General features: G+C 69.4%; 19 protein-coding genes and 3 pseudogenes. 10 read left to right on the forward strand and 12 right to left on the reverse strand.

Annotated features, from left to right (window positions below; genetic code table 11):
• Positions 1-43: 43 nt before the first annotated feature.
• Positions 44-1,252: a serine hydrolase domain-containing protein gene (locus tag ACIOKD_RS27040; protein WP_402089058.1), complete on the reverse strand. Its 1,209-nt coding sequence runs from the start codon at positions 1,250-1,252 to the stop codon at positions 44-46.
• A gap of 457 nt (positions 1,253-1,709) precedes the next feature.
• Between ACIOKD_RS27040 and ACIOKD_RS27045 the strand changes: the two genes are divergently transcribed.
• Positions 1,710-5,351 carry a BTAD domain-containing putative transcriptional regulator gene (locus ACIOKD_RS27045; protein ID WP_402089060.1) on the forward strand — a complete coding sequence of 1,214 codons (3,642 nt, stop codon included), beginning with the start codon at positions 1,710-1,712 and terminating at the stop codon, positions 5,349-5,351.
• Between the two features lie 102 nt (positions 5,352-5,453).
• Here ACIOKD_RS27045 and ACIOKD_RS27050 read toward each other — a convergent pair whose 3' ends face one another.
• The 5 genes from ACIOKD_RS27050 to ACIOKD_RS27070 all read right to left on the reverse strand — a co-directional run bounded on the left by ACIOKD_RS27050 (position 5,454) and on the right by ACIOKD_RS27070 (position 9,991).
• Positions 5,454-6,287 (reverse strand): alpha/beta fold hydrolase, encoded by an 834-nt coding sequence (locus ACIOKD_RS27050; RefSeq protein ID WP_402089063.1) that lies wholly within the window; start codon positions 6,285-6,287, stop codon positions 5,454-5,456.
• A 128-nt stretch (positions 6,288-6,415) separates the two neighbouring features.
• The gene (locus ACIOKD_RS27055) at positions 6,416-7,270 is read right to left on the reverse strand and encodes an alpha/beta fold hydrolase (protein ID WP_402089303.1); all 855 of its coding nucleotides are present in this window, start codon (positions 7,268-7,270) and stop codon (positions 6,416-6,418) included.
• Positions 7,271-7,435: 165 nt separating this feature from the next.
• Positions 7,436-7,768, reverse strand: coding sequence for a beta/gamma crystallin domain-containing protein (locus ACIOKD_RS27060; RefSeq protein WP_402089066.1), 333 nt, complete (start codon positions 7,766-7,768; stop codon positions 7,436-7,438).
• A gap of 125 nt (positions 7,769-7,893) precedes the next feature.
• Positions 7,894-8,523: a sigma-70 family RNA polymerase sigma factor gene (locus ACIOKD_RS27065; RefSeq protein WP_402089069.1), complete on the reverse strand. Its 630-nt coding sequence runs from the start codon at positions 8,521-8,523 to the stop codon at positions 7,894-7,896.
• 415 nt (positions 8,524-8,938) lie between these two features.
• Positions 8,939-9,991, reverse strand: a complete 1,053-nt coding sequence (locus ACIOKD_RS27070) for a LacI family DNA-binding transcriptional regulator (protein WP_402089072.1) — start codon at positions 9,989-9,991, stop codon at positions 8,939-8,941.
• A 527-nt stretch (positions 9,992-10,518) separates the two neighbouring features.
• Between ACIOKD_RS27070 and ACIOKD_RS27075 the strand changes: the two genes are divergently transcribed.
• The 3 genes from ACIOKD_RS27075 to ACIOKD_RS27085 are packed head-to-tail and all read left to right on the forward strand — an operon-like array spanning position 10,519 to position 13,696.
• Positions 10,519-11,670 carry a Gfo/Idh/MocA family protein gene (locus tag ACIOKD_RS27075; protein ID WP_402089074.1) on the forward strand — a complete coding sequence of 384 codons (1,152 nt, stop codon included), beginning with the start codon at positions 10,519-10,521 and terminating at the stop codon, positions 11,668-11,670.
• On the forward strand, positions 11,667-12,845 hold the full coding sequence (locus ACIOKD_RS27080) for a dihydrodipicolinate synthase family protein (protein ID WP_402089078.1): 1,179 nt from the start codon (positions 11,667-11,669) through the stop codon (positions 12,843-12,845). The genes ACIOKD_RS27075 and ACIOKD_RS27080 overlap by 4 nt, the downstream gene beginning before the upstream one ends.
• Before the next feature lie 53 nt (positions 12,846-12,898).
• Positions 12,899-13,696, forward strand: coding sequence for a sugar phosphate isomerase/epimerase family protein (locus ACIOKD_RS27085; RefSeq protein ID WP_402089305.1), 798 nt, complete (start codon positions 12,899-12,901; stop codon positions 13,694-13,696).
• Between the two features lie 125 nt (positions 13,697-13,821).
• On the opposite strand, the gene ACIOKD_RS27090 is transcribed toward ACIOKD_RS27085, so the two are convergent.
• From ACIOKD_RS27090 to ACIOKD_RS27110, 5 genes and pseudogenes are all read right to left on the reverse strand, one after another.
• The gene (locus ACIOKD_RS27090; RefSeq protein WP_402089080.1) at positions 13,822-14,532 is read right to left on the reverse strand and encodes an AAA family ATPase; all 711 of its coding nucleotides are present in this window, start codon (positions 14,530-14,532) and stop codon (positions 13,822-13,824) included.
• A gap of 392 nt (positions 14,533-14,924) precedes the next feature.
• A pseudogene (locus ACIOKD_RS27095) lies at positions 14,925-15,076 on the reverse strand (transposase family protein); the annotation flags it as partial.
• Between the two features lie 160 nt (positions 15,077-15,236).
• Positions 15,237-15,776: an NUDIX hydrolase gene (locus ACIOKD_RS27100; RefSeq protein WP_402089082.1), complete on the reverse strand. Its 540-nt coding sequence runs from the start codon at positions 15,774-15,776 to the stop codon at positions 15,237-15,239.
• Positions 15,777-15,949: 173 nt separating this feature from the next.
• A pseudogene (locus ACIOKD_RS27105) lies at positions 15,950-16,168 on the reverse strand (mobilization protein); the annotation flags it as partial.
• A 750-nt stretch (positions 16,169-16,918) separates the two neighbouring features.
• A complete protein-coding gene (locus ACIOKD_RS27110) occupies positions 16,919-17,491 on the reverse strand; it encodes a helix-turn-helix domain-containing protein (protein WP_402089084.1) in 573 nt (190 codons plus the stop codon).
• Positions 17,492-17,582: 91 nt separating this feature from the next.
• Here ACIOKD_RS27110 and ACIOKD_RS27115 point away from each other — a divergent pair.
• The 6 genes and pseudogenes from ACIOKD_RS27115 (at position 17,583) to ACIOKD_RS27140 (ending at position 22,891) form a co-directional block, all read left to right on the forward strand.
• Positions 17,583-18,231 (forward strand): annotated as a pseudogene (locus ACIOKD_RS27115) (class I SAM-dependent methyltransferase).
• Positions 18,232-18,375: 144 nt separating this feature from the next.
• Positions 18,376-19,419 (forward strand): alpha/beta fold hydrolase, encoded by a 1,044-nt coding sequence (locus ACIOKD_RS27120; protein ID WP_402089086.1) that lies wholly within the window; start codon positions 18,376-18,378, stop codon positions 19,417-19,419.
• Between the two features lie 718 nt (positions 19,420-20,137).
• On the forward strand, positions 20,138-20,611 hold the full coding sequence (locus ACIOKD_RS27125; RefSeq protein ID WP_402089089.1) for a nuclear transport factor 2 family protein: 474 nt from the start codon (positions 20,138-20,140) through the stop codon (positions 20,609-20,611).
• Between the two features lie 76 nt (positions 20,612-20,687).
• On the forward strand, positions 20,688-21,185 hold the full coding sequence (locus ACIOKD_RS27130; protein ID WP_402089091.1) for a TetR/AcrR family transcriptional regulator: 498 nt from the start codon (positions 20,688-20,690) through the stop codon (positions 21,183-21,185).
• 477 nt (positions 21,186-21,662) lie between these two features.
• Positions 21,663-22,082: a LysR substrate-binding domain-containing protein gene (locus ACIOKD_RS27135; protein ID WP_402089093.1), complete on the forward strand. Its 420-nt coding sequence runs from the start codon at positions 21,663-21,665 to the stop codon at positions 22,080-22,082.
• A gap of 101 nt (positions 22,083-22,183) precedes the next feature.
• The gene (locus ACIOKD_RS27140; RefSeq protein ID WP_402089095.1) at positions 22,184-22,891 is read left to right on the forward strand and encodes a transposase family protein; all 708 of its coding nucleotides are present in this window, start codon (positions 22,184-22,186) and stop codon (positions 22,889-22,891) included.
• A gap of 136 nt (positions 22,892-23,027) precedes the next feature.
• On the opposite strand, the gene ACIOKD_RS27145 is transcribed toward ACIOKD_RS27140, so the two are convergent.
• Positions 23,028-24,005, reverse strand: coding sequence for an AraC family transcriptional regulator (locus tag ACIOKD_RS27145; protein ID WP_402089098.1), 978 nt, complete (start codon positions 24,003-24,005; stop codon positions 23,028-23,030).
• Between the last annotated feature and the right edge of the window lie 36 nt (positions 24,006-24,041).

Genomic DNA, 24,041 nt, shown 5'->3' on the forward strand with positions numbered 1-24,041 from the left:
GCAGGGGGTCGCCCTGCTGTTCGGCACGGGCGCGCCTGTCGTCTCAACGGCGTCGGGGTGCACCCGGTTCACCGCGCGCGGTGCGGGTTTCGGTTCGCGGCGTCGAAGGGTTGGCGTCGAAGGCTTCGTAGACGTGCTTGAGGTAGCAGTGCGTGCGTTCCGAGCCCAGGAGTCCGTCGCCCAGCCGGTTCATCGTGTACGCGAACGTGATGCGCCGATCGAGGTCCATCACGACGATCGAACCGCCCCGGCCGACCCAGAAGCAGACCCTTCCGGTGGGCATGTGCGGCATCGTCCTGGGGTCGGTGAGTGCGTAGCCGATGCCCCAGCGCACGGGAACGCCCAGGAACAGGTCGATTCCGTCGGCCTGTACGTCCAGGATCCTGTCCACCGTGTCAGTGGAGAGCAGCCGCAGGCCGTTCGCCTCACCGTGCCGCGAGATCACGGAGAGGGCGCGGGCCATGCCCCGTGCGTTGCCGTGCCCGTTGACGGCTCCGAGTTCGGCGCGCCGCCATCGCGGGGTGTCGACGTGCTCGTCCCGGGCGGGGCTCCCGAACAGGGTCTTGGTGAAGAGGGCCTCGGGATCGAGATCGGCCGGCATGTCGAGGAGCTGCGACGGCGGCACCAGCGGGGCGATACGCGGCCAGTCGGCCTCCCGCGCGCCGATCTGGACGTCGGCCCCAAGCGGCCCCGCGATCTCCGTGTCGACGAACTCGGTCAGGGTGCGGCCACTGACCCGCCGGACGAGCTCGCCCACAAGCTGCCCCTGCGTCTGCACGTGGTAGCCAGAGGCACTCCCCGGCTTCCACCAGGGCGCCTGTCCGGCCAGCCGGGCGCTCGCCGTCGGCCAGTCGTACAGGTCGTCCACGGTGAAGGGCTGCTGCCAGCCGGAGAGCCCCGAGGTGTGTGCCAGGACGTGCCGCACCTCGATGTCCTCCTTGCCCCGGGCGGCGAACTCGGGCCAGTAGTGCGCGACCGGGCGGTCGAGGTCGAGCGCTCCCCGGTCGACGAGGACGAGGGCCGCGAGACTGCTGAGGGTCTTGGTGGTGGACCACAGGCCGACCAGCGTGTCCCGGTGCCACGGAACGGTTCGTGCCGCGTCGGCGTGCCCGCCCCACAGGTCGACTTCCATGACGCCGTCGACGTCGATCGCGATCGACGCCCCCAGCTCCTCGCCGGATTCGAGGTGCGCTGCCAGTGCTGCCCGCACCGGCTCGAACCGGGCCGTACTTGTTCCTTCGACGGTGACCATGACTTTCCAGACTGTGGACGGCGTTCGCTCGATGGCTCAACGGGACGACAGGCACTCCGGTTCACCTCCGCGCCAGGTCGAAGGACGGTTTCCTGGAAAAATCCACCGGCCGCCGACGCTCTCGCCACGGTCTCGCGCCGCCCGCGGAATTCTCACGCTGAGTGACGACCTGCTAATGTGCCCCCTGGTGTGCGGGAGGCGGACGACGAGGTCCTCACCGCTCCGAGCCGCCCGCGCCGCTTCCCGTCCTGGGCGAACAGGGTGTCGCGACAGGGGTCGCGCGGACCTCCGGGCGGAGCGGCGCTCCGCGTCCGTCACCGCGCTCGTGGCGCAACCGTCAGGGCCCGGTATGAGTCCGGTAAGGCCTGCGGCCCGAGGCCGAAGCGGGTCGCCCACATGCCGAGGGGCCGCGCGTGTACGGGGGGCGACGCAGTTGAGCGGGTTGCTGGGGGGAACGATGACGGCTGTGGGGCATGAGTTCGACTTCGGGTTGCTGGGTCCGCTCGTGGTACGGCGGGCGAACACGGTGCTGGATCCGGGCCGGCGCAAGCAGCGGTTGCTGCTGATCCGGCTGCTGCTCGCCGACGGCCGGGCGGTCGCTCCCGAGACGCTGTGCGAGGAGCTGTGGTCGGAGCAGCCGGGGCGGGCACCGGGCGGCGCGTCGGCCTCCCTGCACGCCCACGTCAGCAAGGTCCGCGCCGTCCTGGAACCCCAGCACCTGCGCGTACGGGGGACGTTCGAGGTACTGGTCACCGAACCCGCCGGCTACGTCCTGCGTGTCCCGTCCGAGAGCCGGGACACCGTGCGCTTCGAGCGGGCCGTCGCCCGGGCGCACCGACTCTTGGACCAGGGGCGGCCCGAACAGGTTCTGCGGGAGGCCGAACAGGCCCTGGAGATGTGGCGCGGTGCCGCACTCGCCGACGCCGCGCACCATCTGTTCGCAGCCCATGAAGCCGCACGCCTGGAGGAACTGCGCCAGAGCACCCGGGAGATCCGCACCACCGCCCTGCTCCTGGCCGGCCGGACCCCGCAAGCCGTGGCGGCGGCACAGGAACTGACGGTGTGTCACCCGTTGCGGGAGACCGGCTGGGCCCTGCTGCTGCGCGCCCTGTACCTGGCGGGCCGGCACCCCGAGGCACTGCAGCGCTACGCGGACCTGCGCCGGCACCTCGCCGACGAACTCGGTCTCGAACCCGGTCCCGGACTGCGGGACCTGCACGAGGGCATCCTCCGCCACGACCTGCCCCCGCTGCCCCCGCCGGGCACGGCCGAGGCGGCGGGCCGGGTCGAGGCGGCGGGCTCGGCGGCCGGCACCGCGGGCAGCGGTGGTCCGGGCCGGTCGGCGGAGTCCGAGGCACTGGAAGGTCGATCCGGGGTACTGGAGGAGCACACCGGAACCGGAACCGGGACCGGAACCGCACCCTCACCCGCACCCGTCGGCGCGCGTCTCGCCGCCGCGGCCCACAGCGTCACGCCCTGCGGACCGCCCGCCGGCACGACGCCGGTCGACACGACGCCCGCCGGCACGACAGCCGAGACGTCGGCGGACTCGGCGGGCCCCGACGAAGCCGTCGGCCGGGCCCGCCCCGATGACCCGCTGGGAGCCGCCCCCTGCGCCGTTGGCGACGGCCCCGCCGAGGGCGGCGCCGCGAGCGGGTCGCCCTGGGTGACGCGCCCGGCGCAACTGCCGGGTGATCTGCCGGTGTTCGCGGGCCGGGCGGCCGAGGGCGCGTGGCTGTCCACCGCGAGCGGTGCGCCTGGCGGGACGGGACCGGTGGGTGTGCCTGGCCGGGCGGAACTGGCGGGTGTGCCTGGCGGGACGGGACCGGTGGGTGTGCCTGGCCAGGCGGAACTGGCGGGTGCGCCCGGCGGGACGGGACCGGTGGGTTCGCCTGGCTGGGCGGAACTGGCGGGTGTGCCCGGTGGGACGGGACCGGTCGGTGTGCCTGGCCAGGCGGAACTGGCGGGTGTGCCCGGGGGGAGGGGACCGGTGGGTTCGCCCGGCGGGACGGAGCCGGCGGGTGCGCCTGGCCGGGCGGAACCGTTGGGTTCGCCCGGCCGGACCGGACCGGTGGGTGTGCCCGTCGTTGTCATCGGCGGCCCTCCCGGTGTCGGCAAGACCACCTTCGCCGTCCACCACGCCCACCGCATCGCGCCCTCCTTCCCCGACGGACAGCTCTTCGTCAACCTGTGCGGACACCACCCGCACGCACCCGCTGTGGAACCCGGCGACGCCCTGCACGGCTTCCTCACCGCTCTCGGCGTCCCCGCCCCGCGCATCCCCGAGGACACCACCGCCCGCAGCACGCTGTTCCGCAGCCTCCTGGCCGGCCGACGCGTCCTGCTCGTCCTGGACAACGCCCGCGACGAGCAACAGGTCCGCCCCCTGCTGCCCGCGGGAACCGGCTGCCTCACCCTGGTCACCAGCCGCAACCAGCTCCCGGGCCTAGTCGCGGCGGACGGGGCCAAGCCGCTCCCCCTCCCGCTGCCCTCACCGGCCGAGGCCCACGAGACACTGGTGCGGCGGCTGGGAGCGGAGCGCCCGGCCGCGGAACCCGACGCCACGGCCGACATCATCCGGCTGTGCGGACGGCTGCCCCTGGCCCTCGCCGTGGTCGCCGCCCGCGCCGAACTCGAACCCGGCTTCCCCCTCCACGCCATCGCCGACGACCTGCGGGACGCCCACGGCGGTCTGGACGCGTTCACCGGCTTCGACACCACCACCGACGTACGGGCCGTCTTCTCCTGGTCCTACCGGTCCCTGGACGAGCCCGCCGCCCGCCTCTTCCGCCTGCTCGCCCTCCACCCCGGTCCCCACATCACCGCCCCGGCCGCCGCCGGCCTCGCCGGACTCCCCCTGTCCCGGACACGCCGCCTGCTCGCCGGACTGACCCGCTCCTGCCTCGTCGAACAACCCCTGCCCGGCCGGTTCGCCCTCCACGACCTGCTGCGCGTCTACGCCACCGAACTCACCCACACCCACGACGACGCCGACGAACGCCAGCGTGCCACCCTCCGGGTCCTGGACCACCACATGTTCACGGCCTACGAAGCCAACCGGCTGTTCAAGCAGGACTCGCTGCCCGAACTCGACCTCGGCTCCCCGGGCCCGGGCGTCACCCCGGAGGTTCTCACCACCGCGGACCAGGCGAACCGGTGGTTCACCGCCGAACACCGGGTGCTGGTCGGCCTGCTGCACACCGCCGTCAGCCGGAAGCTGGACCACCACACCACAGGACTGGCCTGGTCGCTGAAGGAGTTCCTGAACCGCCAGGAGTACTGGCCGGAGGCCATCACCGCGCTGGACCCCGTCCTGGAGGTGGCCCGACGCCGGGGGGACCGCCTGGAGGAAGGCCGCTGCCTGCGGCACATCGGCAGCATCCACGGCTACCTCGGCCATCAAGAACAGGCCCTGGACCACCTGCGGCGCGCCACCACGCTCTTCGAGGAACTCGACGCGGTCGCCGAACAGGCCCGCGCCCACTACGGCACGGCGTGTGCGCTGTACCTGTTCGGCCGGATCCCCGAGGCCGTGGCGTTCTCCGAGCGGGGACTCGCGCTGTCCCGGGCGACGGGGGACGAGCTGTGGACGGCCGAATGCCTCATCGAGCTCGCCTGGTTCCACTCCAACCTCGGACAGCTGGAGAAGAGCCTCGCGTACGGCGAGGAGGGCCTCGCCCTGTTCCAGCGCCTGGACGCCCCCTGGCAGCTGGCCCAGGGCCGGGACGTCCTGGGCTTCACCCTCCGTATGCTCGGCCGGTACGAGGAGTCGGTGGCCACCTACCGGCAGGCGATGGAGGCCTTCGGGGAGCTGGGGGACCACAGGAACGCCGTCGGCGCCCTGATGCGTCTGGGCGACACCCGCCTGGCCATGGGGGAGCGGGAGGCGGCTCGGGCGGACTGGGTCAGCGCCCTCGCCTGCGCCGAACAACGGGCGCTGTCCCGCAGCGCCCAGGAGGCCAGGGACCGGCTCGCCGCCCTGGACGTCGAAGCTGACCCCGTGCCCGTCGTGCCGGAGAGGGCCGTCGGCAGCCATCGGATGCCGACCCCGGCGAGCGGCGATCCCGCACGCGAGCTCTCTGCCGCGAGGCCGGTCTAGCGGGTCCTCGGGCTGCGCCGGGTCCTCAAGCCGTGCCGGGTCCTCAAGCCGTGCCGTGCCGGGTCCTCAAGCCGTGCCGGGCCGGCGGCCGGCCATCGCCGGTCACTTGGCCAGGAAGGCGAGCAGGGCGTCGGTGACCTCCTGGGCGTGCGTCCACAGCAGGCCGTGCGGGGCGCCCTCGACGACGACGTACTCGGCCTGCGGAAGCGCCCGGTGGAACGGCTCGGCGGTGGCCTCGATCGGCAGGATGCGGTCGGCGGTGCCGTGCAGGATGAGCGTGGGTACGTCGATCTTGGGTATGTCGGCGCGGAAGTCGGTGGTCCAGGTCGCCACGCAGGCCAGGGACGCGTACCAGGAGGCACCGGCGGCCACGTTCCAGCTGTTGCGGACGGCCTCCTCGCTGATCCGGGAGCCGAGGTTCTCGTCCAGGTTGTAGAAGTCCTGGTAGAACGCGGTGAAGTAGGCGTACCGGTCGGCGGTGACGGCCTGCTCGATGCCTTCGAAGATGCCGCCGTCGACGCCTTCGGGGTTGTCGTCGGTCCTGAGCAGGAACGGCTCAAGAGAGGCGAGGAAGGCGGCCTTGGCGATACGGGCGGACCCGTGGGTGCCCAGGTAGCGGCCGACTTCACCGGTACCCATGGAGAAGCCGACGAGGACGGCTTCGTACAGGTCCAGGGTCTCCAGGACGGTGTTCAGGTCGGCGGCGAAGGTGTCGTAGTCGTAGCCGGTGGTGGGCCGGCTGGACCGGCCGAAGCCGCGCCGGTCGTAGGTGATGACGCGGTAGCCGGCCCGGAGCAGGGCGGCGGCCTGCTTCTCCCAGGACTGGCCGTCGAGCGGGTAGCCGTGGATGAGCACGACCGGCTGCCCGGTGCCGTGGTCCTCGTAGTAGAGGTCGACGGAGGCGGAGTTCTCCTGGCCGACGGTGATGAACGGCATGGTGGTTGCTGCCTTTCGGTGGGTACGAGACCGGTGACGGTGTTTCAGGACGGTGTTTCAGGACGGTGACGGTGGTGGGTGACGCTCACGTCACGGGAGACGGCGGGACGGGGCGGGCGGGCCGCTGGTCACGCCGGCGGGCGGACCGTCCGGGCCGCCTTCTCCACGATGCGGGTCACGGCGTCGGGGCGTGAGACGGACACCGCGTGGGAGGCGTCGATCTCGGTCGTGTGCGCGTGCGCCCTGGCCGACATGAAGCGCTGGGCGGCCACGGGGATGTTCCGGTCCTCGGTGGTGACCAGCGACCAGGAGGGGATCGTCCTCCAGGCGGCCCGCGTGGACTTCTCCTCCAGCACGGCGGCGGCGACCGGACGCTGCCCCGCGGCCATGAGCAGCGCCTTGCCCGCCGGTACGTCCGCGGCGAACTGCTGGTGGAACTTGTCCGGTTTGATGTAGACGTCGGCACCCTGACTGCCGTCCGGCAGCGTGTAGTTCACCGATTCGATCGCCTCGCCGAGGGTGCTGCCGGGGAACTTGTTCGTCAGCCCGAGCGAGCTCTCGCCGGAGTCGGGCAGGAACGCCGCGATGTAGACCAGCGCTTTGACCTTGTCCTCCAGTCCGGCGGCGGCCTGGCTGATGACGGTGCCGCCGTAGGAGTGACCGACCAGGACCACGGGCCCGTCGACGTGCGCGATGACGCTGCGCAGGTAGGCGGCGTCGTTCGCCGGGCCGCGCAGCGGGTTGGCGGCGGCCACCACCGGGTAGCCGGCGAGCCGCAGGCGCTTGACGACGCCGTCCCAGCTCGCGGCGTCGGCGAACGCCCCGTGCTCCAGCACGATCGTCGGCCGCTCCTGGGGGCGGGTCGCGGCTCCGGCCGCACCGGGAAGGGTGACGGCCGTGACGGCCAGGCCCGCGGCCGCGGCCGCGGTGGCACCGAGCAGGGTGAGCCGACGGCTCGGAAGAGTCGGGCGGGTGATGCGCATCGCGAACGTCCTGATTTTCTGAAGTGTCATCGGGTGAGGGGGAGAAGGGAGGGGACTGACGGCGTGCCGGAGCCGCCGACGCCCGTCCCGCGCACCGGTGCCGGGCGGCCCAGTGCGCGGCGTCGTTCCGGACGCGACGGACCAGCGGACCAGCGGATCAGCGGATCAGCGGATCTGCAGGATGTACAGGGTGTGGTTGAGTCCCTCGACATCGACGATGCTCGACCACTTGGACATGGTCTTCACCTTGTCGCCCAGGAGCATCTCGATGTTGTTGTCGCCCGAGGTGATCCTCGTGACGTTGGGAAGCTGGGGGGCTATGACACCGGCGTTGGCGTAGCACGCCGTCTGGCTGCCGCCGTTGTACCAGACCTTGACGAAGTCCGTCCGGTTGCCGCAGCCGGTCTGATTGGTCGCGGCAGCCGGCAGGGAGGGCACAAGAGCCGTCATGGCTCCCGCTGCCACGACGAGCGCGATACGTGAGATGGAGCGCTTCATGGGTGGAACTTTCCTTCCGTGGTGGTGTGGTCGGGGGGAGGGGGGCGGTCGGATGACGGCCCCGTCCGTCGGCCCCGTCGACCGGCGCCTGCGCGTCCGGTCGATCGGTCGATCGGCCGGTCGGTTCAACGTGGCGCGACGGTCTCCGGTTCACCGTGCGGTCCGCCTTTCCCCTCGCCGGGGAGTACGTCCCGTTCCTCCAGCGCTTTGCGCAGGGCCCGCACCGCGTAGAAGGCGCGGCTCTTGACAGTGCCGGGTGGGATGCCGAGGTGTTCGGCGGCCTGGGCCACGCTGTATTCCAGGCAGTACATGAGCTGGATGACGGTCCGTTGCCGCTCGTTCAGTCCTCGGAGCGCTTCGAGCACCACGTGGGAGGTGAGGACGGAGTCCGTGCCGTCCCAGGCCGCGTCCAGTTCCTCGGTGGGCATCAGTTCCAGGGGGCGGGTCCGGCGGGCCCGGTGGTGGTCGGTGACCAGATTCTTGACCACGGTGTACAGCCATGGCCTCACGTGTTCGCCGCGGGGGCCCAGGAATCCGGCGTGTTTCCAGGCGCGGGCCGCCGCCTCCTGGAAGATGTCCTCCGCCTTGTGCCAGTCGCCGTCCAGCAGTCGGGCGGCGTACCGGAGGAGCAGGGGCTCGTACCGGTCGTAGAGGTCTTCGACGAAGGCGTCGCAGTCGGTGTTCGACGCGATGTGCCGGGCATGCACCCGGGCCGGAGCGAGAGTGGCGATTCCCGCGTCCAGGGTCCCGTTCATAGGTGGCGCTCGATCCTGTTCCAGTGTTCTGTGGCGCGTCTCCCGCACGAGCGGGAACGTGGTGCCAACACTGTTCGGATCGCCTTGGCCAAACCTTGTCGTCTTCTTGTCGCCCTCAACCGCCGCGGTCCCACCACACCCCGGCTGCCCCCGACAAGCAACAGACCCCCAGACCACACCCCCGCCCCAACCGAGCCCACAAAGCCCGCTTTTAAGGGGCGCGGGGAACGGCGCGACAAACCCTGACGGCCCGCACTGGTAAGTCGGCCCGCCGTTTAGGGGCGCGGGGAACGGCGCAACAAACCTGCACGGCCCCGCACCCGCAAGTCGGCCTGCCGTTGCAGGGGCGCGGGGAACGGCGCAACAAACCCCCACCAACCGCACCCACCCCCGCCACCCCCGGCGAAGGACGCCGTCAGGAGGACTTCGGAACCCCCGTAGACCCCCGCACCATCAACTCCCCCCGAATCATCGCGATCCCCCCAGGCGGAACCTCCTCCCGCCCCATGGCGATCCGCCCCGCCCGCGCCCCCGCGTCACTCAGCGGCAACCGCACGGTCGTCAGCGCCGGCACCGCGTCCGCGCTGAACGGGAGGTCGTCGAAGCCGACGACCGACACGTCGTCGGGGATCCGCAGCCCCGAGTCGCGAAGCGCCGCGCACGCCCCCAGCGCGACCGTGTCGTTGGCGGCGACCACGGCCGTCAACTCCGGCTCCCGGCGCAGCAGTTCGAGCGTCGCCTCGTACCCCGACCCCCGGTCGTACCGGCCGTGCACCGTACGGCCGGGATCGTCCTCGATCCCGTGCGCGGCGAGCGCGGCCCGGTGCCCCTCCAGCCGGTGACGCGTGGTCGTCCGCTCCTCGGGCCCCGTGATGTACCCCATCCGCCGGTGCCCGAGCCCGATCAGATGCTCGGTCAGCCGCTGTCCGCCACCCCGGTTGTCGAAGGTGAGCGCCACCGCGTTGGTGTCGGCCGGCGCCGGCGGACGCCCGCACAGCACCACCCGCGTCCCCGCCTCCCCCAGCTTGCGCAGCTTCGTCGCGACGGCCGCCGCGTGCGCGGTGTTCTCCACGGCCCCGCCGGTCAGCACCACCGCCGCGGCGCGCTGCCGCTGAAGCAGTGTGAGGTAGGTGAGTTCGCGCTCCGGCGAGCCGCCGGTGTTGCACACGACCGCGAGCCGCTCCCCGCCCGCCCGGCCCCCGGGACCCCCGATCTCGGACTGGATCGCCCCCGCCATGATCCCGAAGAACGGGTCGGCGATGTCGTTGACCAGGATTCCGACCAGGTCGGAGGTGGCCGCCGCGAGCGCGCTCGCGGGGCCGTTCAGTACGTAGTCCAGTTCGTCCACGGCCCGCAGCACCCGTTCGCGGGTGGAGGCCGCCACGGGGTAGTTGCCGTTCAGCACGCGCGACACCGTCGCGGGCGAGACCTGCGCGCGGGCCGCCACGTCCGCCAGGGTCACCGTCATCTCGAAGTCCTCCGGTCGCGCATCTCGTCATCGTCCTCAGAGCCGTACCACTCCAGTGCCGGCCCGCTGTCGCCGTTGTAGCCATAGCCATAGCCATAGCCATAGCCATAGCCGTAGCCATCGTCATCGCCGCCACTGCACCGCCACCGCACCGCCGCCGCCACCGTCCGCTACAAAGCCCAGTCCTGACAGCCCCGACCCGACGGCCCGTACCCGACAAGCCCGTACAGCCCGTACAGCCAAGACAGCCCTCACAGCCCTCACAGCCCGTACCGCCCTGGCCGAAAGTCACCCGAGCGGTGCGGCTGAGTGGTGCAGACCTTACGTCCGGCCGGGACGCCGCACGACCCTACGGCAGCGCCGCCCACCCCTCCCGTTCGCCCCCTCGAACAACTCACCACCCCCGCGGTCTTGTCCGATCCGCTGCACAGAGGCTAGCTTCTTCTTACATAGAAAGCGCTTGCTGCGACGCTCGCCAGTTCGTACGCGGCTCGTACGCGGCGCGGAATGCGTACGAAGGGAATGACGTGACACGCAAGACGGTGCGCATCGCCATGAACGGCGTGACGGGACGCATGGGCTACCGACAGCACCTCGTCCGCTCGATCCTCGCCCTGCGCGAGCAGGGCGGCCTCGACCTCGGCGACGGTGACGTGCTGTGGCCCGAACCGGTCCTCGTCGGCCGCCGTGAGCACGCCCTGAAGGCGCTCGCCGACCAGCACGGTATCGAGCACTGGTCCACCGACCTCGACGCCGTCCTCGCCGACCCGACCATCGACATCTACTTCGATGCCCAGGTCACCTCCGCCCGCGAGGAGGCGCTCAAGAAGGCGATCGCGGCCGGCAAGCACATCTACACGGAGAAGCCGACCGCGACCGGCCTCGACGGAGCCCTCGCACTGGCCCGACAGGCCGACGCGGCAGGCATCAAGCACGGTGTCGTCCAGGACAAGCTCTTCCTCCCCGGACTGCTCAAGCTCAAGCGGCTCATCGACGGCGGCTTCTTCGGCCGCATCCTTTCCATCCGCGGCGAGTTCGGCTACTGGGTCTTCGAGGGCGACTGGCAGTCCGCCCAGCGCCCCTCGTGGAACTACCGGACCGAGGACGGCGGCGGCATCGTCGTCGACATGTTCCCGCACTGGGAGTACGTGCTGCACGAGCTGTTCGGCCGGGTCAAGTCGGTCCAGGCGCTCACCGCCACGCACATCCCGCAGCGCTGGGACGAGGGCGACAAGCCCTACGACGCCACCGCCGACGACGCCGCGTACGGCATCTTCGAACTCGACGGCGGCGCGATCGCCCAGATCAACTCCTCCTGGGCGGTCCGTGTCAACCGCGACGAACTCGTCGAGTTCCAGGTCGACGGCACCGAGGGCTCGGCCGTCGCCGGACTGCGCGACTGCCGTGTCCAGCACCGGTCCGCGACGCCCAAGCCGGTCTGGAACCCGGACATCCCCGCCACCGAGGTCTTCCGCGACCAGTGGCAGAAGGTGCCCGACAACGCCGAGTTCGACAACGGCTTCAAGGCCCAGTGGGAGCTGTTCCTGCGGCACGTCTACGCCGACGCCCCCTACCACTGGGACCTCCTGGCCGGCGCCCGCGGCGTCCAGCTCGCCGAGCTGGGCCTGAAGTCCTCCGCCGAGGGCCGCCGCTTCGACGTCCCGGAGATCTCCCTGTGACCATCGAACTCCCGGGCGCCGACGGCAGGTCGCACACCTACACCCCGCGCGCCGAACCCCTCGCCGTCACCACCGGCGCCCCCTTCGCCGCCCGTACGGTCTTCTCGGCGGCGCACGTGGTCGCCGACCCGTACGCCGACACCACCCCCGACTCGCCCGCCGCCGTCGACTGGGACGCCACCCTCGCCTTCCGCCGCCATCTCTGGTCCCACGGACTCGGTGTCGCCGAGGCGATGGACACGGCCCAGCGAGGGATGGGCCTCGACTGGGCGGGCGCGGCCGAGCTGATCCGCCGCTCGTCGGCCGAGGCGAAGTCGGTCGGCGGCCTGATCGCCTGCGGCGTGGGCACCGACCAGCTGCCGTCCACCGGGACCGTGAATCCGTACGGGTCGTACAGCCTGGACGACGTACGGGCGGCGTACGAGGAGCAGTTGGCCCTCGTCGAGGAGTCCGGCTCCCGGGCCATCCTGATGGCCTCCCGTGCGCTGGCCTCCGTCGCCAAGGGCCCCGAGGACTATCTGGAGGTCTACGGCCATCTGCTGCGCCAGGCCGCCGAACCGGTGGTCCTGCACTGGCTGGGCCCGATGTTCGACCCGGCCCTTGAGGGCTACTGGGGCAGCACCGACCTGGACGCGGCCACCAGCACCTTCCTTGAGGTCATCGCCGCCCACCCCGACAAGGTCGACGGCATCAAGGTCTCGCTCCTGGACGCCCGGCGCGAGATCGACCTGCGCCGCAAGCTCCCCGACGGCGTGCGCTGCTACACCGGCGACGACTTCAACTACCCCGAACTGATCGCGGGCGACGACCAGGGCTTCAGCCACGCCCTGCTCGGCATCTTCGACCCGCTGGGTCCGCTGGCGGCCGAGGCGGTACGCGTCCTGGACACAGGTGACGTACGCGGCTTCCGCTCGCTCCTCGACCCCACCGTCGAACTCTCCCGCCACCTCTTCCAGAACCCGACCCGCTTCTACAAGACGGGCGTGGTGTTCCTGGCCTGGCTCGCGGGCCACCAGTCCCACTTCACGATGGTCGGCGGCCTCCAGTCGGCCCGCTCACTGCCGCACCTCGCCCGCGCGTACGAGCTCGCCGACGGCCTGGGCCTGTTCCCCGACCCGGCACTGGCCGAGGCCCGCATGAAGAACCTGCTCTCCCTGTACGGAGTGGACCAGTGACCACGAGCGCCCCGCCGACCGCAGCGGACCTCTCCCGCTTCAGCATCAACCAGATGACGGTCAAACAGCTGTCGATGCCGGAACTGGTCGACGCCTGCGTCGAGTCGGGCGTCCCGGGCGTGGGCCTGTGGCGGGACCCGGTCCAGTCGTACGGCCTGGAGCGGACGGCCAAGCTGGTCCGTGCGGCGGGCCTGACCGTCACCACCCTCTGCCGGGGCGGCTTCTTCACGGCGATCGACCCGGCCGAGCGCGCGAAGGCACTCGACGACAACCGCCTGGCGATCGACGAGGCGGCCACCCTCGGCACGGACACGCTCGTCCTGGTCTCGGGCGGTCTCCCGGCGGGCTCCAAGGACCTCCACGGCGCCCGGGAGCGGATCGCGGACGCACTGGGCGAACTGGGCCCGTACGCCGAGGAGCGCGGGGTACGGCTCGCCATCGAACCGCTCCACCCGATGTACGCCGCCGACCGCTGCGTGGTCTCCACGCTCACCCAGGCCCTGGACCTCGCGGAACGCTTCCCCGCGAACCAGGTCGGCGTGACGGTCGACACGTACCACATCTGGTGGGACGACCGGGCTCCCGAGCAGATCGCGCGGGCGGGCGCCTCCGGACGCATCCACACCTTCCAGCTCGCCGACTGGACGACCCCGCTGCCCGAGGGCGTCCTCAACGGCCGCGGCCAGCTCGGCGACGGCTCGATCGACATGCGCGAGTGGAAGGCGTACGTCGAGGCGGCGGGCTACACCGGCCCCATCGAGGTCGAGCTGTTCAACGACGGCCTGTGGGCCCGCGACGGCCGCGAGGTCCTGGCGGAGACGGCGGCACGCTTCGTGCAACACGCGGCCTGACGGACCTGACGGACCTGACGGAACACCGCACGACGCCACCGGGGCCACCGACGCCACCGGGCCCGCGCCACCGCACGGTGCGGGCCCGGCGCGGGCCCGGTGCGGGTCTCCGGTTCGGGTCCGCCCTACGGTTCGACGATGTGCCGCAGATAGGCGTGCGGGTCGGCGAGATAGCGGCGCCAGTGGTCCACGACGCCGAGCTCCTGCCAGGCGACCCTCCGCAGACCGTGTTCGCCGACCTCGACGATGTCAGCGCCCGGCAGGGCGGTCAGCAGGGGTGAGTGCGTGGCACAGATGACCTGGCCGCCCTCCTTGGCCAGCCGGTCGATGTGCCCGATCAGTTCGAGGCACGAGGAGAAGGAGAGCGCGGCCTCCGGCTCGTCGAGAACGTAGAGCCCGGTGTGCAGGAACTTCCCGCGGAAGGCCGCGAGGAAGCCCTCGCCGTGGCTGACCGAGTCCGGCGACAGCCCCTCCCTGCCCAGGGCGTCCAGCGCGGTCTCGGCCCGCAGGAAGAATCCCTTGCGGGCCGACCAGCTGGTGGCCATACGGCGCCCGCGCGGGGCCGCCTCGAACTTCATCCGCTCGCCGAGCACCGACTTGCCGCGCGGGGAGGCGTAGCGCCAGTCGTGGGAGCCGCCGTAGGAGTCCAGACCGAACCCCTCCGCCAGCGCCTCGACCAGGGTCGACTTCCCCGAGCCGTTCTCCCCGACCAGAAAGGTCACCGGCGCGGTGAACCGCAGCCCCTCCTCGATCAGCTGCCGGACGCAGGGCACGGACCAGGGCCAGGCGTCCTCGTCGTACGAGGCCAGGTGGGCATACGCGCGTTCGACAATCACTCGACCAGTGTCGCGCAGGACCCGGACGAGGTACGTGCCCCCAGGTCGTCCGCTCGTCCGCGCGGGCTCGAAAAAAGCTCAAAAAAATCTCAAGCAACCGTGCAACCCTCCCCCCACCTCGCGGGTCGTACGTGGCATCAGAACCCTTGGAGGGGGATCCGGGGGGATCGCGGGGGTTCTGATCTGGGGGAGGGGAACCGAGGGGCCCGGTCGACGGACCGGGCCCCTCGAAATATGTCCAGTGCTGTGACCGCGCCGATCCGCCGGGTTGGTGGTTGTGACGTCGTGGCGGTTGACGGCCGACCCTGAGAACCGATCCAGCCGTTGCGGGAGGCTGGTTCCATGTCGACTGATCCGAGCCTGCGTGATGTCACGTTCAGCAGTAGCCTCCTTCAGCGTTGCCTCTCCAGCGTGAGGATGGCTGCGACGATTGACGTCATTCGATGGGGCTGCACCGCGACCGGCGGCAGATGCGCCAGGACTTCAGCCGTGTCATACCGCGTTCGACGGGGGCACGGGCCTGGGCCAGTGCCCGGTTGACCGTCCGCTGTGCGCCCGGCAAGGCCGGGGAGATCCACAGCACCTGCCCGAGGTTGTGTTGTGCGATAGTCAGCCGTTCCATTCCCTTTGTGCCACGTTGATATGGCTGTGGGCACAGGATCCGACAGATCCAGCAACGCATGCGGGACTCCCACGGCTGATCCCTACGAGGTTGCCGTTGCCTCGTCCAGCAGCAGATACAGCAGGCCGACCAGGCTGCCGCTGCTGACCACCTCACGGCGGTCGATCATGTCTCGGATCTCAGAGATCGGGATCCACTCGACCCGGTCGGACTCGTTCAGCTCGGTCGGTGGGCCCGCGTACGAGGCGGCCTCGGCGCGAAAGACGAAGTGCTCTGAATCCGTGATGCCGTTCGCGGGTTGCGCGTAGACCAGCGGCTTGACGCCTTCTACCCGCCAGCCGGTCTCCTCCTCCACCTCGCGAGCGGCAGCCTGCTCGGGGGTCTCGTCGGCCTCGATGAGGCCCATCGGAAGCTCCCAGCCCCAGGTGTCGGTGATGAACCGGTGCCGCCGCATCATCAGCACACGCTTCTGGCCGTCGACCACGGCCGCCACGGCCAGGTGCCGCATTCGGACCACGTGGTGTTCCCACCGCCGACCGTCAGGCTGCTGGACGTCCACGAGCCAGAGGTTCACCCACGGGTTGTTGTAGATCTGCCGCTCGCCATGGACGGTCCACTGCATGAGACCAACTCCCTTGTTCCAGTGAGGTATCCAGCATGTCACTGTGACGAGAATCCGTCCGTCAGGTTGGGGCATCATCGCCCACCCCGACGAGTGGGAGGAATTTTGGAGTCAGCAGATATGAGCGCTGGTGCGCTTCGCCGCAGGTGGAGTAGGTGCACGGACTTGGCGAGTTTGGTGCGCCCCATTCCGCGGGTGCGCAGGTCGACGAAGCGATCCAGTCGCATGGCGAGCTGGGTGTAGGTGGCGGCGGGATCGCGGCCGGGGTCAGGGGCATCGGCCATGGCACAGGCCGCGACGATGTGCGGGTCGGTGTACTCGTCTCGTCGTCCCTTGCCGAAGAGGTAGTTGATCAGGCCGCGAGCAGAGGAGCCGGTGGAGACGTCGGGCACTCGGCGGTCTACAGGACCGGGTGCGGACAGGTAGCCGACACGACCAGCGAAACCGCAGGCCATGTCGGCCCAACCGAAGATCAAGCCTTCTTCGTCTCCAAGTAAACGCATCGGCGTCCGCCTACCGCCGGCGCCCGCCCGGCAATCCCGGAACCCCACCGCGCTCCAGGGCTTCCTCGACTGGCAGCACATTCCCCGGCCCCGGTCCTGGCGCGTCGCCACCCACCCCGCAGGCTGACATGATCGTTCTCAAGGTGGTCGCGACCACCTTGCCCCAGACCTGACGCGAAACGACGGCTGCGTCCGAGCCTGGCACACCATTTCTTCGCGGACCGTCGATTCAGCCTGATGATCTTCCACGAGGCCGTTCAACCAAGATCCGCGACAGCGTCAGGCACTGAGTCTCGCGATGGCGGAATCCTGACCTCGCGGACAGGGCCCCAAGGCGGGATTTCCAGGGCTCGTGGGGCGGTTGCTCGAGGCTAGGCGCCGGTCAGGCGGCCTTGCCGGTGGGGGTGCTGGACCCAGCACTCCCGCTGGCAGCTCCTCGTGGACGCCGGATTACCCGTTCACCTGGACGGGCCGTCACCCGGCGCCGCCCCAGCACTGTTACCTGGTCGGTTTGGCCGGCACCCCGGCCGCCCGGGGTGGCGGTGCGGTGTCGGGCGGCGGCCCCGAACCGGAGATGAGCTCTTCAATTCCGACCAGAGGCGCCGAAGACCCGCAGAACACCCATTCACGAGCGATGAGCTATTGCACGCGAAGATGGGCGCGGGTCCCCTGCGGGCCGAACAGGATGAGGAGTTCGACCGCGCGGCCGTCGGCGCTGCCCAGCCAGTGGGGCAGGGCCGTGTCGAACTCGGCCGCCTCACCGGGTGACAGGGTCAGGTCGCGCTCGCCGACCAGCAGACGCAGCCGGCCATTGAGTACGTACAGCCACTCAGAGCCCTCGTGTGTCTGCGGGGTCGGGTGGAGCGGTTTCGGCCGCGCGGGAATGATCATTTTGAAGGCCTGTGTGCCGCCCGGCTGCCGTGACAGCGGTATGAAGAGCATGCCGGACCGTCGGATCGGCTTCAGATGGATGCGGGGGTCACCTGTGCGTGGGGCGCCGACGAGGTCGTCCAGGGGAACGTCGTAGACACGGGCCAGCGGCAGCAGCAGTTCCAAGGTCACTCGGCGCTGCCCGCTTTCCAGCCGGGACAGCGTGCTCTCCGAGACCCCGGTGAGCGGCGCAAGGTCGGCGAGGGTGATGCCGCGTTCACGGCGCAGCCTACGCAGCCGGGAGCCCACGGAGCCGAGCACGTCTTCCGGTTCACTGTTCATCACGCCATCTTGCAGGAACTGCAAGATGGCGTGCCATTTCACGGAGGGCGGCCGAGGGTGGGGACTCAATCCCCGGTAGAAGGAGCCCTTGATGAGCACCACCGATGCGGTCGAGTTCTGGGACGGCCTCTACGCAGCCCGCCCCGCTTCCGTCGATCCGCGGCCGAACGCGCTACTCACCGAGATCGTCGCGGGTCTGCAGCCCGGCACCGCGTTGGACCTTGGCTGCGGCGACGGCGGCGACTCACTGTGGCTCGCCCGCCAGGGGTGGCGGGTCACTGCCGTCGATGTGTCGACTTGCCGTCGAGTGTCTTGCCGTCCTCGCAGTCACGCACGGCCTGGACGAACGGATCGCGGCCGAGAGGCACGACCTGTGTGAGTCCTTTCCCCACGGCACATTCGACCTCGTCTGTGTTCACTACCTGCACACCCCCCTCGACATGGACAGAGCGGCCGTACTGCGCGCGGCCGCGCACGCTTTGCGTCTGGGCGGACGGCTGCTGGTCGTTGACCACGGTTCCGCCGCACCCTGGTCGTGGGACCAGGACACCCAGTGCCCGGCCCCGCAGGATGTCGCTGCAGGCATCGCGTTGGACCCCTCGACGTGGAAGGTCGAGCGGGCCGACGCCTCCCGCCGCCTCGCGACCGGTCCGCAGGGACGGACTGCCGAGGTCATCGACCACGTGCTGATCATCCGTCACGCCGACCGAACCGACGCAGTCCCGGGAAAGGGCGCATGACGCCGCTCACCCACCGCCGCGACGCCCCGCACCCGGGACAGCGGGACCGAGGTTCGGCACGCCAACCGCGCGGACATCCTCCGCGAACCGAAGGACGGCGCCACCGCGTGCTGTCCCACCGCCCACATACATAGGAGACAGCACATGACCACCTCATTGTGGCCCACATGGCGCCGCTCCAGCCGTCTTGCCAGAACGGCAGCCATCCTTGCGCTCGCCTTCGCACTGACGACAGGTGCTGCCGCCTGCACCACGCAAGAAACCGACACTTCCAGTCGCACCTCCGACATTCCCGCTCATACCCTCGTCACCCGCGACGACCCGGAGTTCATGGGCACTTTCAAGCACGAGTTCGCCGATGTCGACGGCGTCCGCATGCACTACGTGAAGGGTGGAAGCGGCTCGCCGGTGGTACTGCTGCACGGCTGGCCACAGACCTGGTACAGCTGGTGGGACATCATGCCGGACCTCGCCGAGCATCACACCGTCTACGCTGTCGACCTTCCGGGACTGGGTGACAGCGCCGGCTCCCCGACCAGCTACGACAAGGCCACTCTGGCACGGTACGTGCACACCCTCGTCGCCGAGCGGCTCGGGGTGCGAGACGCCCGTGTCGTCGGACACGACCTCGGTGCCGCGGTGGCCTTCCAGTACGCGGCCCAATTCCCCGAGGACACCGAACGCCTCGGCTACCTTGACCTGCCGCTGCCCGGGCCCGCAATGGATGGGGCTACCTACCGCTCACTGAGCTGGCACATCGCCTTCCACTCCCAGCGCCGTGTCCCTGAGGCGATCGTCCGTGACAACGTCCGCGACTATCTGGAGCTGTTCTACCCTCAGGTCTCATTCAACGGATACGCGTTCGGTGGCACCTCGCAGAAGTCGCCCTTCACCGACGAGGAGATCGATGAATACGCCCGCACCTACAGCCGGCCCGACGCGCTGTCCGGCGGCTTCGATCTCTACCGCAGTCTGGATGAAGACGTCAAGGACACCGAGGCGGCAACACCGGTAGAGGTCCCGACCATACTCATGGCCGCCCAAGGACAGCTCGACGGGATACGTTCCACCGTAGATTCGCGCATGACCAACATCGTGCGAGCGGTGGATGTGCCCAAGGCAGGTCATTGGCTTGTCGAGGAGAACCCCGAGTTCGTCACCGATGAGTTGCTGCGCTTCCTCGACTGAGACCGTGAGCCCTTGCCAGGCCAGCGTCGCTGACCGCGAGTTGGACTGCCGTACGTAACCACGAAGCTCCTGGCAGGCGAACTCTCAAACAAGATCACCCGTGTCCGCCAGGAGCTTCGCGTACTTGTCTGCCGGAACCTTCACACTCCCCGCCCCGTGCCACTCGCACCTGCAACCCGAACGCCCTCGACGGCGATGTCCTGGACAGTTCGATCGGCGTTTACCCCGCTCAGCACGACTACACGGACATCGGCACCACCGGTCCGGGCCGCGGTCGGTGGTCGCAGTGGACGCCCAAGAGTTGTCCAGCTCCGCGCACCGGTGACAGCGCCACCGGCACCCGCTGTCCGCCGTCACCGACGCCCCCTTAACCCGTCCGAGCCATGCACAAACGTCATGGGAGTGGATTGACCGGCACCCGCCCGAACATCGCGATCGAGGAATGGATCACTGATGCCCGGCAGGCCGCTTTGTGCCTGCCCGGGTTCCCGGCCGATCCGCTCACCGACCTGAGGACCTTTCCGTCACCCCGCCACCGTCCGGCGCCCGCTCCAGCGCCTGGCCGACCACCTGCTGAACCACCGCCATCGGCGCGTTTCTCCAGGCCGGAGCCCGACTCGCCCTCATCGGCAATACCGGCCAAGGCATACCTCCTGCTCGACCGCCCGCAGCGACGTACGTGGTAGGTTATAGGTCAACCACTAACGCAGGAGTGAAGATGACAGTCAAGAAGGACGACGCCGGCCGCCGCGCCGCTGCCCAGCACGCCGTGGTCGAACACCTGCGCCTCACCGCCGCAGGACACACCGAGGAGTGGGTGGAGCTGTTCACCCCCGACGCGGTGCTCGAGTTCCCGTACGCCCCGGACGGCGTACCGAAGCAGGTCACGGGGCGCGACGCGCTGCTCGCCCACATGCGTGGCTTCCCTGAGACCTTTGACGTCGAGTTCGACGACGTGGTGTTCCACGACACGGTCGACCCGAGTCTGGTGATCGCCGAATTCCACTCAAAGGGCACGGCATTGCCGACCGGCAAGCCGTACGAGCAGACGTGCATCTCCGTCGTCCGAGTCGATGACGACGCGCTCATCACGCACTACCTGGACTACTGGAACCCGCTGGTGGCCATCGAGGCGCTCACACCCCGCAACGTGCCCTCCGACTCTGACCGCGGAGTGACTTTTGGAGGCTGAGGGAAGCCGTGTTTGACTCAGACCCATGCCTGCCGCCGGTACCAGCACGAAGAGTGACGAACGACGCCGAGCCATCATGGCCGGCGCGGTCGACTGCTTCGCGAAAAAGGGTTTCTACGGTACGACGACGCACGAGATCGCAGACTGGGTCGGCATCTCTCAGCCGTATCTCTACCGCCTGTACCCGAACAAGGAAGCGCTGTTCGCGGCGGTGGTCGATCACGTGTCCGTCGTCATGACTGACACGCTGATCGCGCACGCGCCGGCGGCAGGTGGGGCCGGGTCGGCGCCCGAGGGGGCATTGGACGCGGCGCGGGGCGCCTACGCCGCGCTCGTCACGGACCGGGGCATCCTGCGATTCCTCATGCACGCGAACTGTGCCACTGGTGAGCCACTGGTGGCACAGGCCGTGCGCCGGTGTTACGCCAAGCAGGTCGACACCGTGCGGCAGCTGTTGGGCGACGATGACGCCGTGCGGCGCTGGTTCGGCGCCGGAATGCTCGACAATGTGGTCGCCGTGCTGGGTCTGGCCGACATCGATGAGCCGTGGGCGCACGTCCTCACCGCTCGATGACCCGGCACCGGCAGTTCGGCGACCACTATGGCTCCGATTGTTCCTCGTATGCCGGCTCGGCCGGTAGGACTCGGCTTCTTCGCCCTGTTGGGGGCAGGCTTCTTCCGGGTCGGCCTCCTCCCGAGAGTGAGCTGGGGCGACGGTTGCGACGACCTCCCGGTCCCGCTCGGCCAGCCGGTTCAGGACCCGCTCGGCGATCCTGACAACGAGCGCACCGACCTGCGTGGTGTCAACACTCGCCCTGACCGACGCCGAAGCGGCCAACCGCCGCCAGGGCATCGCATGGATGTCATAGGACCCGGCCTGCCCAGGAATCTCTCCCAACCTGTCAGTTGTCCGTCCGGGCCGGGCACGACGACCACGTCATGGGACAGCAGCCCGCCTTGTCCTCCAGGGGCATACGCGCAAGGAGGTCCTCCACGCGGTCGGCGACGGAGGCGCTGGCGTCGCGATAGAAGGGGCGCGGCGGGGTCGGCGGTGGTGATCACCGTGCTCCTCGATTGGGGTGCTGAGCTGACCTCCGGGCCTCAGGTGTGGTTTCGAGTGGGGGCATTTCCCTCCGTGAGCGCCGCTATGCTCCCCTTCGCGCTGGCCAGGGCGCTGGAGCAGTTCCCCAGGATGACGTTCGCACCCACGGAGGCATCCTCGCCCCAGCTCGTGGACCACGTCGTTTCAAAGCGGCTGGACGTTGCGGTCGTGGCTTCCGGACCGGATCTGCCGCAGCCGGCCCTTGAAGGGCTGCGTCTTTCCCCGCTGCCGCGCAGCGAACTGGTGGGCGTGCCGCGCGGGCATCCGCTCGCCGGGACGGAAGGCACCGTCCCGGCGCGTGAACTCGCCCACGCGGCATGGATCATTGAGCCTCTTCGAGTTGGCCACCGATCGGGTGATGGGCCGTGAAGCGCAACGAGCGAGGCCCCCGAGCTGTTGATGGAGATGTCTGACGTCTCAATCACGTTGCTCGGGGGCCTCGTTGGTCATCCATCCTGCCGCACGCACTCGTGGAATGGGTGACCATGCTGATCGTCACCCGTGAGGGCGACCGGCGCTGCAAGCTCCGCCCGTCACAGCGCGCGATGGTGGCACTTGTGTACCTGCGCGAACACACCACTCTGGCGAAGATCGCTGCCGGGTTCGGGATCAGCGAGTCCACCGCGCATGCCTACACCACCGCGGTCGTGGACCTGCTCGCCGCCCGTGCACCGGGCCTGCTGAAGACGCTGCGTGAGCACGACCCCGACTTCGTCCTGCTCGACGGGACGCTCGCCGAATGCGACCGGTTCGGCGACGGTCGGGCGGACTACTCCCACAAGCACCGACGCCACGGCGTGAACGTACAGGTCCTCACCGATCCCTACGGTCGGCTGCTGTGGCTCTCGCCCGCCCTGCCGGGCCGCACCCACGACCTGACCGCCGCCCGCACCATCGGATCATCCGGATCTGCGAGCGCCAGGGAGTGCCTATCGTGGCCGATCTCGCTTACCAGGGCGCCGGCCCCGTGGCTGACCACCGGCATCAAACGCAGACCCCTGCGGGAACTCACCATCACCGAGAAGACCCGCAACCGAGCCCTGGCCGCAGCACGCGCACCCGTCGAACGCGGCGTCGCCCGCCTGAAGTCCTGGCGCATCTTCCGCAGGTCCCGCTGCAGCCCCAACCGCATGACGTCAATCGCCAAGGCCATCCTCACCCTGGAGCGGCAACGCTGAAGAGGCTCAATAATGTCACGGGCAGACAGCCGAACCGATCAACGTCACGTACCCCTCGAAGAATCGAGGTCAGTCGTCGTCTCTGGACTCCAGATTGCAAACTTCGGACGACTCCACCGGCACAAAATTATCGGGCTTATGGCCCCTTCGGCTGCGCATGCAGTGAGACGCGGAACTCTCGTGGTGACATTCCGACAACGCGCCGAAAAGCGGTACTGAAAGCACTTTCGGACTGATACCCGATGGCCCCTGCTATGGCCGTGAGGGAGTCCTCCGTGCGTAGTGCGGCACGCGCCAGCTGCATTCGCCACTCAATGAGGTAATCCAAAGGAGGTCTCCCTACTCTATTTCTGAAGTTTGCAGCGAAAGCTGACCTCGACATCATCGCAATTTTAGCAAGCTCTTCGAGAGTCCAGCGATGGCGCGGTTCAGCATGTATAGCTCGTAGTGCTGCTCCGATCCCATCGTCGGCAACCGACGCAAGCCACCCCAGGGGCTCATGGGATGAACCGGCGTGCGACCTCAGCATATGCACCAGAAGAATCTGGGCTAGATACTCAAGGACGAGAGACCGGCCCGCCTTTTGCGTCTCGATCTCATAGACGAGGATCGTCGCAATATTCCAGAGAAACTTTCCGTCAGCATCGCCTGCTCTGACAAGCATGGCCGGGGGGAGCGATGAAAACAAGGTCGATGCATCGGAATCTTGAAACTCGAAGTCGACGCTGCACGTGTACGTGACGGAGCCTTCGGAGATTTCGGGCCTGCTCGCGACGATTTCCTTGCGGAGCGGTTCGTTCGGGTTGCGAGATCGGGCTGCCTCAATCGAGCTCCCAAGGCCATAAGGGGGCGGATTTCCGAGAAGATAGAAATCGCCCGCGCTCAGGAAAAGAGGTTCCAGTCCGTCGACGCACAGCCAACACTCGCCTTCCACTATCACGCCGAGCTTGATGTGCGGGAAGGGGGAGAACTGAGCTCCCCACGGCGCCGTCGCGTGGAGCGGGACGGGAGTGACGGTCTGGGGCCGCGCCAGCGCCAGGGCACCCCGGATGGGGTCATGTGCATCGAGGGGAACCTCCGCGCTGGACGATCGATAATCTTTCCTGGACTTCATGTTATGGACTATACGCCCAGCGACGAAAATGATGGG

The organism is Streptomyces sp. NPDC087844 (assembly GCF_044742785.1).
In the GTDB taxonomy this organism is placed as follows: Bacteria; Actinomycetota; Actinomycetes; order Streptomycetales; family Streptomycetaceae; genus Streptomyces.